Source organism: Veillonella parvula (genome assembly GCF_945949885.1).
GTDB lineage: Bacteria > Bacillota > Negativicutes > Veillonellales > Veillonellaceae > Veillonella > Veillonella parvula_B.
In genome coordinates this window covers 81,025-92,461 of the sequence record NZ_CAMFFZ010000004.1, presented here as the reverse complement: position 1 = coordinate 92,461, position 11,437 = coordinate 81,025, and the positions used below count along the sequence as shown (strand labels likewise).

Annotated in this window: 10 protein-coding genes; all 10 read left to right on the top strand. The window is 39.6% G+C overall.

Annotated features, from left to right (window positions below; translation table 11 throughout):
* Positions 1–171: 171 nt before the first annotated feature.
* The 10 genes from upp (at position 172) to Q7O55_RS02500 (ending at position 11,437) form a co-directional block, all read left to right on the top strand.
* Positions 172–798, top strand: a complete 627-nt coding sequence (upp, locus tag Q7O55_RS02545) for a uracil phosphoribosyltransferase (RefSeq protein WP_008601199.1) — start codon at positions 172–174, stop codon at positions 796–798.
* Between the two features lie 244 nt (positions 799–1,042).
* Positions 1,043–2,068, top strand: coding sequence for a sugar-binding transcriptional regulator (locus tag Q7O55_RS02540; RefSeq protein WP_303928065.1), 1,026 nt, complete (start codon positions 1,043–1,045; stop codon positions 2,066–2,068).
* Positions 2,069–2,136: 68 nt separating this feature from the next.
* Positions 2,137–3,147 (top strand): type I glyceraldehyde-3-phosphate dehydrogenase, encoded by a 1,011-nt coding sequence (gene gap, locus Q7O55_RS02535; RefSeq protein ID WP_303928063.1) that lies wholly within the window; start codon positions 2,137–2,139, stop codon positions 3,145–3,147.
* A gap of 13 nt (positions 3,148–3,160) precedes the next feature.
* Complete coding sequence (gene pgk, locus Q7O55_RS02530) at positions 3,161–4,339, top strand: phosphoglycerate kinase (RefSeq protein ID WP_303928061.1); 1,179 nt, start codon at positions 3,161–3,163, stop codon at positions 4,337–4,339.
* Position 4,340: 1 nt separating this feature from the next.
* Positions 4,341–5,111, top strand: coding sequence for a triose-phosphate isomerase (tpiA, locus tag Q7O55_RS02525; protein ID WP_303928059.1), 771 nt, complete (start codon positions 4,341–4,343; stop codon positions 5,109–5,111).
* Between the two features lie 13 nt (positions 5,112–5,124).
* A complete protein-coding gene (gene gpmI / locus Q7O55_RS02520) occupies positions 5,125–6,651 on the top strand; it encodes a 2,3-bisphosphoglycerate-independent phosphoglycerate mutase (protein ID WP_303928057.1) in 1,527 nt (508 codons plus the stop codon).
* A 117-nt stretch (positions 6,652–6,768) separates the two neighbouring features.
* Positions 6,769–8,052, top strand: a complete 1,284-nt coding sequence (gene eno / locus Q7O55_RS02515; protein WP_303928055.1) for a phosphopyruvate hydratase — start codon at positions 6,769–6,771, stop codon at positions 8,050–8,052.
* 187 nt (positions 8,053–8,239) lie between these two features.
* Positions 8,240–9,250: a GspE/PulE family protein gene (locus Q7O55_RS02510; RefSeq protein ID WP_303928054.1), complete on the top strand. Its 1,011-nt coding sequence runs from the start codon at positions 8,240–8,242 to the stop codon at positions 9,248–9,250.
* On the top strand, positions 9,234–10,253 hold the full coding sequence (locus tag Q7O55_RS02505; protein ID WP_303928052.1) for a type IV pilus twitching motility protein PilT: 1,020 nt from the start codon (positions 9,234–9,236) through the stop codon (positions 10,251–10,253). Before Q7O55_RS02510 ends, Q7O55_RS02505 begins: the two co-directional genes overlap by 17 nt.
* Before the next feature lie 8 nt (positions 10,254–10,261).
* Positions 10,262–11,437, top strand: coding sequence for a type II secretion system F family protein (locus tag Q7O55_RS02500; RefSeq protein WP_303928050.1), 1,176 nt, complete (start codon positions 10,262–10,264; stop codon positions 11,435–11,437).

The following is an 11,437-nucleotide window of genomic DNA, read 5'->3' as shown; positions in this document are numbered from 1 at the left end:
GTATTTCTTATCTCATGCTGCATAGGCTGTGTCACAAATGTTTGACTACTCTAGACCCTCGGCACATCCCTTTTAATATTTTTATGGCATGATTTTCTAATCTGTGATAGAGTAAATATGATAGTTAATAGCTAGAATGGGATATGTATATTGTTTTATAGGAGGACAGTCATGAAAGTTAATGTTATGACACATCCATTGATTCAACACAAAGTTACATTGATGCGTGACGTACAAACAGGCTCTAAAGATTTCAGAGAACTACTTGATGAAATTACTATGTTGATGGGGTATGAAATTACACGCAACTTACCACTTGAGGATGTGGAGGTAGAAACACCATTAACTAAAATGACTGGCAAACGAATTGCAGGTAAAAAATTGGGTATTATTCCAATTCTTCGCGCTGGTCTAGGTATGGTAAATGGTATGCTTAGTTTAATTCCAACTGCAAAAGTTGGTCATATCGGTTTGTACCGTGATCCTGAAACTTTGAAACCAGTAGAATACTACTGTAAACTACCATCTGACGTAGGCGAACGTGACTTCATCGTAACTGATCCAATGCTTGCTACTGGAGGGAGTGCAGCAGCAGCTATTACATTGTTAAAAGAAAAAGGAGCTAAGCATATTAAGTTAATGTGCTTAGTGGCTGCTCCTGAAGGTGTAGAGGCTGTAAATAAAGAACATCCTGATGTACCTATTTATGTAGCAGCACTTGATGAAAAGCTTAATGATCATGGTTACATCTTGCCTGGCTTAGGTGATGCAGGTGACCGTATCTTCGGTACAAAATAAAATACAATAAAGTAAAACGACATATTAAAATATAATAAGAGGACATGACGACATATTATTAGATTTGAAATAATAACAAATCATCTAAGGCGTATGTCGTTTTCTCTTATTTAGGGTTGAATAAAATTTACATAAGGTATACAATACAAGTGTGAAAGTATTTTTTTATTTTAGGTGGGACGGATTTTGTTCACATGGGACGAAAAACGATTCATGCAATCCAAACGGGTAAAGGAGGGACCCGATGAACGAATTTCTAATGATATGTGAACGTATTGTTCCTGAAATTGTTAGCGTATTGAAGGAGCGATACAAAATACTAAACCACCTTGTTTATGAAGAGCCTATAGGCCGTAGGACATTAGCTACTGCAACGGACCTTTCTGAGCGAACCGTACGAAGTCATATTGAGTTAATGCGTGCTAATGGTCTTGTAGACATTTATAAACCAGGGATTTTTCTCACTGATGAGGGACATGCAATTGTTCCAAAGTTGCGAAATTTTTTAAATGAGCTAGATCGTATTAACGAGCTAGAACATCGATTGACTGAAGCACTTCATATCGATAGGGTTATCATCACTCCTACTGAAGGAACCTTGATGGTTAAAAAGTTAGGTTTTGCAGCAGCAAAGCTATTACAGGATTTATTAGAGCCTGACTCTGTAGTTGCCATCAGTGGTGGCAGTACAATGGCTGCAGTAGCTGAAGAGATGCCAGTATTACCATTTAATCCTATTGTTGTACCTGCCCGGGGTGGCGTTGGTGAGGTAGTGGAGTACCAAGCTAATGTAATCGCTTCTGTGTTAGCTGAAAGACTTCGCGGGTCCTATAAGATGCTCCATTTACCTGATGGACTTTCACAAGACTCATTACATATGCTCATGACTTGTGAACCGCAAATTAAAGAAATTGGAGATCTCATTAGTAGGACTGACGTACTATTATTTGGTATTGGTACTGCAATGCGCATGGCAGATCAGCGCCATATTGCTGATGATGTGCGTAAGCAGTTGATAGATAATCATGCGGTAGGTGAAGCACTTGGTCAATATTGTGACATTGAGGGTAAGTTAATTTATTCTACTAATAATATTGGTTTATCACTTCCCGATGTAGTAAAGGTTCCCAATGTTATTGCTGTAGCTGGTGGACAAGAAAAAGCGAATGCTATTATAGGTGTGATGCGAGCTTGTCAAAAAGGTATACTCATAATTGATGAGCAAGCAGCGGAGGGGATGCGTCAATTGTTACAAATTTCTGCCTTATAGGCGAATTAGTAGTTATAAATTTTAGTTTGAAATTTGGTTAAAATTTTTGTTATTAGGAGGATTTAACAATGGCAGTAAAAGTTGGTATTAACGGTTTTGGTCGTATCGGTAAATGTGTAGTTCGCGCAGCGATTAATAATCCTGATGTGGATGTAGTGGCAATTAATGCAACTGGCGATAATGAAGGTGCTGCATTATTGTTAAAATATGATTCCGTACACGGTACAATTCCTAATGAAGTAACATTTGACGAAGAAAATATCTATGTTGATGGTAAAAAAATCCGTGTATTCCATGATCGTGATGCTTCTAAATTGCCTTGGTCTGAAGAAGGCGTAGAAATTGTTATGGAATGTACTGGTAAATACCGTGATGCAGAGGAAGCAAAGGTTCATTTGAATCAACCTACTGTAAAAAAAGTATTGATCTCTGCACCTGGTAAAAATGAAGACTTAACTATGGTTATGGGTGTTAACCAAGATATGTATGATCCTGCAAAACATCACATTATCTCCAATGCATCTTGTACAACAAACTGCTTGGCTCCATTCGCTAAAGTATTATGCGATGAATTCGGCATTAAACGCGGCATGATGACAACAATTCATTCCTATACTAATGACCAAAAAATTCTTGATGCACGTCATAAAGACCCTCGCCGTGCTCGTGCAGCAGCTATGTCTATCATTCCTACAACTACTGGTGCAGCAAAAGCTGTTGCTAAAGTATTGCCTCAATTAAAAGGTAAATTAGATGGCTTCGCATTGCGCGTTCCAACTCCAGACGTATCTGCTACAGATCTTGTTTGCGAACTTGAAAAACCTGCTACTAAAGAAGAAATCAATGAAGCATTCCGCAAAGCAGCTGCTGGCGAATTAAAAGGTATCTTAGGTGTATCTGATGTGCCATTAGTATCTTGTGACTTTAGCTCCGATCCACGTAGCTCCATTGTTGACGCTGATTTAACAATGGTTATGGATGGCAATATGGTAAAAGTTGTTTCTTGGTATGATAACGAATGGGGTTACTCCGAACGTCTTATCGATATGGCCGCATTTGTAGCAAGCAAAGGCTTATAATCAGGAGGCTTTAATGAAACAAACAATTGAAGGTTTACAAGTAGCTAATAAAACAGTATTTGTTCGTGTTGATTTTAATGTTCCTATGAAAGACGGTGTCATCACTGATGACACTCGTATTCGTAGTGCATTACCTACTATCAATTACTTAATCGAAAAAGGGGCAAAGGTTATCCTTGCTTCTCACTTTGGTCGTCCTAAGGGGGAACGCAAATCAGAAATGTCTTTGGCACCATGTGCTAAGCATTTATCTGACCTTATCAACAAGCCTGTAGCATTCGTAGATGACTGTATTGGCCCTAAGGTTGAAGAAGCCGTAAATGCATTACAACCTGGCGATGTATTGATGCTTGAAAATTTGCGTTATCACAACGAAGAAACTAAAAACGACCCTGAGTTTGCTAAGCAATTGGCAGCTCTTGCAGATGTTGCTATCAATGATGCGTTTGGTGTTTCTCACCGTAATGCAGCATCCGTAGTTGGTATTGCTGACTATATTCCTATGGTAGCAGGTTTCTTGCTCAAAAAAGAAATTGAAGCATTAAGTGCAGCTGTAGTACATCCTAAAACACCTATGGCGGCAATCATTGGTGGTGCAAAAGTAACAGATAAAATTTCTGTTATTTCTAACCTTTTGCCTAAAGTGGATGTAATGATTATCGGCGGTGGCATGGCTAATGCGTTCATTAAAGCACAAGGATGCAACATTGGTAGCTCTTTATTTGAAGAAGGCCAAGAAGCTATCGCTACAGACCTTGTTATGGAAGCTCGCGTAGCAGGTGCTAAATTATTAACACCTATCGATGCTGTAGTAGCAGATGCTTTCAGCAACGATGCTAATACTAAAATTGTAGACGTTGATCAAATCGAAGACGGCTGGATGGTATTAGATATTGGGCCTAAAACACGCGAACTTTATATAGAGGCATTGGCGCCAATGAAGACTATTATTTGGAATGGTCCTATGGGCGTATTTGAAATGGAAAACTTTGCAGCTGGTACGAATGCAGTAGCGAAAGCTGTAGCTGAATCCGATGCGATGACTATCGTTGGCGGTGGCGACTCTGTGGCAGCCATTGAAAAAAGTGGCTTAGCAGATAAAATTAGCCACATCTCCACAGGTGGCGGTGCATCTTTAGAGTTCTTAGAAGGCAAAATCCTACCAGGTATTGCTGCATTGTCTGAGGCATAATATGAGAAAACCCATTATTGCAGGGAATTGGAAAATGAATGGCACCATTGCGTCTGGATCAATTCTGATCGAAGCGTTTAACAGCGTGTTACAAGATATGGAATTGTTCTGTGATGTAGTTGTATGTCCGCCTTTCACAGCCATCGAACGTGCTGTAGTATTGACGAAAAATACAGCTATGGAAGTAGGTGCACAAACTATGGATTATCATGATGCTGGTGCGTTTACTGGTGAGATTTCACCACTTATGCTTACAGAGGTAGGCGTTAATTATGTAATCATCGGTCACTCTGAGCGCCGTGAATATTATGGTGAAACAGATGAGACCGTTAATGCAAAAATTAAAAGTGCATTTCATCATAATTTGAATCCTATTGTCTGTGTTGGTGAAAGTTTAGAACAACGTGAAACTGGTCATACGATTGACTGGATTACATCACAACTTAAAGGGGCTTTGGCTGATATTCCGAAAGAGCAAGTCAGCCAATTGATTATTGCGTATGAACCAATTTGGGCTATCGGTACTGGCAAGACAGCAACGGCTGATCAAGCTGAAGAGGTATGTAAAGAAATTCGCAATTACATTCGATCTCTATATGATAATGAAACTGCTGATGCAGTACGCATCCAGTATGGTGGTAGCGTTAAATCAGAAAATGCATTAGAAATTCTTGGAGAGCCTAATATTGACGGTGCTCTCGTAGGTGGTGCATCCTTAGTGGTCGATGAATTTATTGATATTATTAAAGCTGCAAACCAAGTAAGCGCTTAATATGAGGTTACAAATGGCTAAATTAGAGGCTCCCGTAATGCTAGTCATCCTAGATGGCTTTGGCTTGGGGGATAAATCAGACACAACCAATGCTGTAGTACAGGCGAAGCCGCTCTGTTTTAATCGATTATGGGATATGTATCCACATACAACATTAGAAGCATCCGGACTTGCGGTAGGCCTTCCAGAAGGTCAAATGGGAAACTCTGAAGTTGGCCATTTAAATCTTGGTTCTGGTCGCATCGTGTATCAAGATTTGACTCGTATTACTAAGGATGTTGAGTCCGGTGAGTTTTATAATCGTCCTGTAATGAAGGAACTATACGAAGTAGCTAAGAAGCAAAGCTTACATCTTATAGGCCTAGTTTCAGATGGCAATGTGCATTGCTCTTTAGATCATATTAAGGCAGTCATTAAAGGGGCTCATGATAATGGGATCGAGCATGTGTATGTCCATGCTTTGCTCGATGGTCGTGATGTAGCTCCGCAATGTGCACAAGGCTATTTAAAGGACTTAGAAGCGTATATGGCAGAGCTCAACTGTGGCAAAATTGCTACAGTTAGTGGTCGCTATTATGCAATGGACCGCGATAATCGTTGGGACCGCGTTGAATTGGCATACAATGCCATTGTACATGGTCAAGGTGAAATAGCTAAATCTGCATGTGAAGCGGTGCAACAATCTTACGATAGAGATGCGGCAGATGAGTTTGTACTTCCTACGGTGATTGATGCTGCAGGGACTATCAAAGATGGAGATGCGGTTATATTCTGTAACTTCCGCCCAGATCGTGGTCGTGAACTTACAAAAGCATTAGTGTTACCTGATTTTGATGGCTTTAAACGGAAGCCACTATCTATATATATGGCAACTATGACAAAATACGAGGATGGTTTGCCCGTACATATTGTGTATGAAAAGGATACATTATCTGAAACATTAGGTGAAGTTCTAAGTGCAGGTGGTTATCGCCAATTGCGTATTGCGGAAACAGAAAAGTATGCTCATGTTACATATTTCTTCAATGGCGGTGAAGAGGAACCCTTTGAAGGTGAGGACCGCATTCTCGTAAAATCCCCTCAAGTGGCAACCTATGATTTACAGCCAGAAATGAGCGCTTATGAAGTGACCGATAAGGTTGTACAAGCAATTCAAGATGAAACGTATGATATGATCATTTTGAACTTTGCTAATCCAGATATGGTCGGTCATACGGGTAGCTTTGAAGCCGCTGTTAAAGCAGTTCAAGCTGTAGATACTTGTTTGGGTCGTATTGTAGAGGCTATTCGCAGCAAAAATGGTCATCTGTTGATTACAGCAGACCATGGCAATGCTGAGCTTATGGTCAACCATGAAACCGGTAAGGTGCATACGGCACATACTACGAATTTAGTTCCTTTAATTTTAATGAGCGACACACTTAAAACAGCTACATTAGAAGCTGGTAAACTATGTGATATTGCGCCTACATTATTAGACTTGGCTGGTATAGAACAACCAACAGCCATGACAGGACATAGTTTAGTACATAAAGCATAATATAGAATTTTCACTATATTTCTGGTTAATTAGAGTTAACTATATGTATGATATAGCTCAATATATATAAGGGGTGTCAGAAGACAACTAATCTATTAGATTTTATGAGGTGAAAAAATGGCAGTAATTGAACAAGTCATTGCAAGAGAGATTTTAGATTCCCGCGGTAATCCAACAGTTGAAGTTGAAGTATGTTTAGAAGATGGCACTATTGCCACAGCAGCTGTTCCATCTGGTGCTTCCACAGGTATGTTTGAAGCCGTAGAATTACGCGATGGTGACAAATCTCGTTACTTAGGTAAAGGCGTTTTAAAAGCTATCGATAATGTAAATGCTAAAATCGGTCCTGCTCTTATCGGTTATGACGCTACAGAACAAGTGGCAATCGATAATTTGATGTTGCAACTTGACGGTACAGATAATAAATCTAACCTTGGTGCAAACGCAATTCTTGGCGTATCTATGGCAGTAGCTCGTGCAGCAGCTGAATCTTTGGACTTGCCATTATTTGTATACCTTGGTGGTTTCAATGCTAAAGAGTTACCAGTTCCTATGATGAATATCTTGAACGGTGGCGCTCATGCAGACAATAACGTAGATATCCAAGAATTCATGATTATGCCTGTTGGCGCTGAATCCTTTGCAGAAGCTCTCCGTAGTTGTGCAGAAGTATACCACACCTTGAAATCCGTACTTCATAGCAAAGGTCTTAGCACTGCAGTAGGTGATGAAGGTGGTTTTGCTCCAAACTTGGCATCTAATGAAGAAGCATTAGAGGTAATTTGTGAAGCAATCAAAACTGCTGGTTATGAACCTGGTAAAGACTTCAAATTGGCACTTGATTCTGCATCATCTGAATTCTTTGAAGACGGTAAATATAACCTTGCTGGGGAAGGTAAAGTTAAAACAGCAGCTGAAATGGTAGATTTTTACGAATACCTAGTAGGCAAATATCCAATCGTATCCATCGAAGATGGCCTTGCTGAAGAAGATTGGGAAGGCTGGAAATTGTTAACAGATCGTCTTGGCGATCGCATACAGCTCGTTGGTGACGATTTATTCGTAACTAATACAAAACGTTTGGCTCGTGGTATTGAACTTGGTGTAGGTAACTCCATTCTTGTAAAAGTTAATCAAATTGGTACCCTCACTGAAGCTTTCGATGCTATGGAACTTGCTAAACGCGCAGGCTATACATGTGTAGTATCTCACCGCTCTGGCGAAACAGAAGATACTTTTATCGCTGATATTGCTGTAGCTGTAAATGCTGGTCAAATTAAGACTGGTGCACCAGCTCGTTCTGAACGTGTAGCTAAATACAATCAATTGCTTCGTATTGAAGAAATGTTATACGAAACAGCACAATATAAAGGTAATGACGTTTTCTATAACTTAAAATAAAAATCGTCTTAGCTAAAAGACCAATAAGGGCGCCCTTCGGGGCGCCTTTTTGTATGTCTAAAAATAGAAAAGTTTTCGCTTCGTGGATTTTTAAAAATAAAAGAGGGATTTAGAGGCTGATGTCGAAACCTATAACGCCATACGCTAGTGTGAGGTAAAAACATACCGCAAGGTATTGGAGGTGACCATGTATGTAGACGTAACATTAGACGATATTATCTTGTATGCCTTAGAACACCATGTAAGCGATATCCACTTTGATCCCGTTAAAAGTGGTGCTCATGTTCGGTTACGACAAGATGGACTGCTGCAACATTACATGACTGTATCATTTGAGGAGGCTGAACTCATTATCAACCGCATCAAGGTATGTAGTTCTCTAGATATTAGCGAGAAGCGTTTACCACAAGATGGTCGTTGGGCTTGGAGTCATAAAGATAAGTCTGTAACAATGCGTGTGTCTACATTGCCTAGCCTATACGGAGAAACCTTAGTATGTCGCCTTATGGGGAATGAAGGAAGCCATAAAGATTTAAAAGAGCTAGGGATGCGAACAGATATTTTTGAGCATATTGCACAATTATTGAAACGTCCTTATGGCTTGTTGCTTATCTGTGGGCCAACTGGCAGTGGTAAGACAGCCACCTTATACGCCATGTTACGCATGCTTAATCTAGAGGAAACAAAGTTAATCTGTCTCGAAGATCCTGTAGAGGCTGAAATAAAAGGGGCTATCCAAATTGGTATCAATGAAAAGATTGGTTTTACCTTTGCCAAAGGTCTTCGGTCTGTATTACGGCAAGATCCAGATACGATTATGATTGGTGAAATTAGGGATAAGGAGACCGCAGAGTTAGCCGTTAAGTCTGCTTTAACGGGGCATCGCGTATTATCTACTATACATACCAATACAGCTATAGGCGTTGTAACACGACTCATGGATATGGGCGTAGAGCCGTATTTAATACGGGCGACATTAATGGGAGCTATTGCACAACGGCTAGTACGAAAATTCGATGGTACAGTATATCAAGGACGGACTGCTTTATTTGAATATTTAGAAATACCTGCTAATTTGGCTCATTGGGACCAATTAGAAAAACATTTATTATTGTCATTAGAAGAGTCTGCTCGTGAGGCCGTATCTCAGCATGTTACATCTATAGAGGAGGTGCATCGTTGTGGACTTATGTTGTAAGAGTGAAAGTTTAGAAACTATTGTAGAAAAGGCAATACAATTATCATCAACAGATATTCATCTACAATGTGGGCAGCCTATCTATTTGCGACATGGTGATGGATTAAAGGCTACTTCGTTTATGTGTACTACAGAATTAATCGAGGATATCTTGCGCCGTTGTGGTATAGCCTCCTATGAGTGGCAGTCGCTTGATGAGGCTTGTTCCTGTTGTGGTGTGCGGATCCGTATTCATCTATATCGAGCTAATCAGACTATATGTGGTACATTGCGATTACTCTGTCATCAACAACTAAAGTTAGATGACAATAGTGAGGGGCAACTGCTACAAAAATTATGTGAAGCACATGATGGTCTATTGCTTGTTTGTGGACCTACAGGCAGTGGTAAAAGTTTTACCTTAGCTTGTTGTATTGATTATATTAATCAGACTATGGAGCGTCACATTATTACCTTAGAGGATCCCATAGAATTTGAGTTTGCACCTAATAAGTCTTTGATCCATCAACGACAATTAGGTGCTGATATCAATACTATGTCAGATGGTATTCGAGATGCTTTACGAGAGGATCCGGATGTCATTATGGTAGGCGAACTTCGAGATCGAGAAACCCTTGAAGCGGCACTTCATGCGGCAGAAACTGGTCACCTTGTAATGGCGACCATGCATACACAGCGTGCAGTGATGGCTGTTCATCGCATGATTTCTCTGTTTCCTGGGGAGCAACAAGAAGAGGTACGCAATCAAATATCTCAAGTGTTACGGGCCGTTATATGTCAGCGTTTACTTCGATGGAATAAAAAGTTCATTACTATTCGTGATATTTTGCTAAATACCCATGCAGTAGCAAATTTGATACGGACCCATAAGGAACCACAAATCATTTCTATCCAAGAAACACAACTACCAATGAAAACATTAGAAATGGCTGTGCGAGATGTAAAGGCACAATATGGAGCTCAACAACAATTACATACCTTGCTTGATCAACAATTATCGTAGGTGGATATATGGAGGCTTATGAATATGTCGTAAAAAATAATCAAGATAAAACAGAAAAAGGTTTGATGTGGGGTGACTCAGAACAGGAAATTGCAATACGGTTAAAACGAGATGGCTATAAAATTTATAGGATATCGTTGCAGGATGAAAAAAAGAAACATAAATGGAATCATACTATGGTGGTAGATGTGACTTATCAATTAGGTCTACTCATTGAATCTGGTGTTCCATTACGGCGTGCCTTACAGTTACTCTGCCAGGGGAAACGAGGACTACTCTATACAGCTTTATATGAATCTATAGAGCGTGGTCAGACTTTATCACAAGCTTTACGAAGTGAAGGATGTCCTCCTATTGCTTTGGCTTTACTAGAAAGTGGTGAAGCAGCGGGCACCTTGGGTGAAAGTTTACAATATATATCCCGTCACTATGATTGGGAGAGGCAGCTGAAACAAAAGGTTATAAGTGCTATTTCTTACCCTTTATTTCTTCTTTTAATGATGAATATATTTTTTCTAGTCACCATTTTGTTTATTATTCCTTCATTTGAAAATGTATTTACCACTATGCATATTACATTACCTTTGATGACGCGAGCTCTATTTGTATTAGGACAAGGGTTAAAATCGTATCCTCTAATGGTAATAGCTATACATTGTGTTGTAATAGGTTCATTAGCATTTGCTTATAAACAACATAGTATAAAGTGTAAAGTACATCGTTGGCTTTGGTTATTGGCTCACCGATACCAATGGAGTACTTGTGTGTATTATACGAGCATGTTAAAAGTTTGGGCTCTCTTACTAGATTCTGGTATCTCTATTATTCACACCATGAATATCACTCGCCCTTTGTGGGGGAATATATATGGTGCTGAATGTAGTGAACAGGTGGAAGCAAAGTTATTATCAGGACACTCATTTGAAGAAAGTTTGCGTAGTGGTCAGATAGGAAATCCTTTTATATGGCAAATGATCTCCATTGGAGAAGAGAGTGGCGAATTAGTAAAAATGTTAAACCACTGTGGATACTACTATGAATCTATACTTTCAAAATATATTGCTCGTTTAGAACGATTGTTGGAACCGATTCTACTAACTGTAATGGGAATTGGTGTAGCCGTATTAGTTGTATCTGTTATGTATCCCTTATTTACGTCCATTGCCAACTTAGGAGGGCAATAG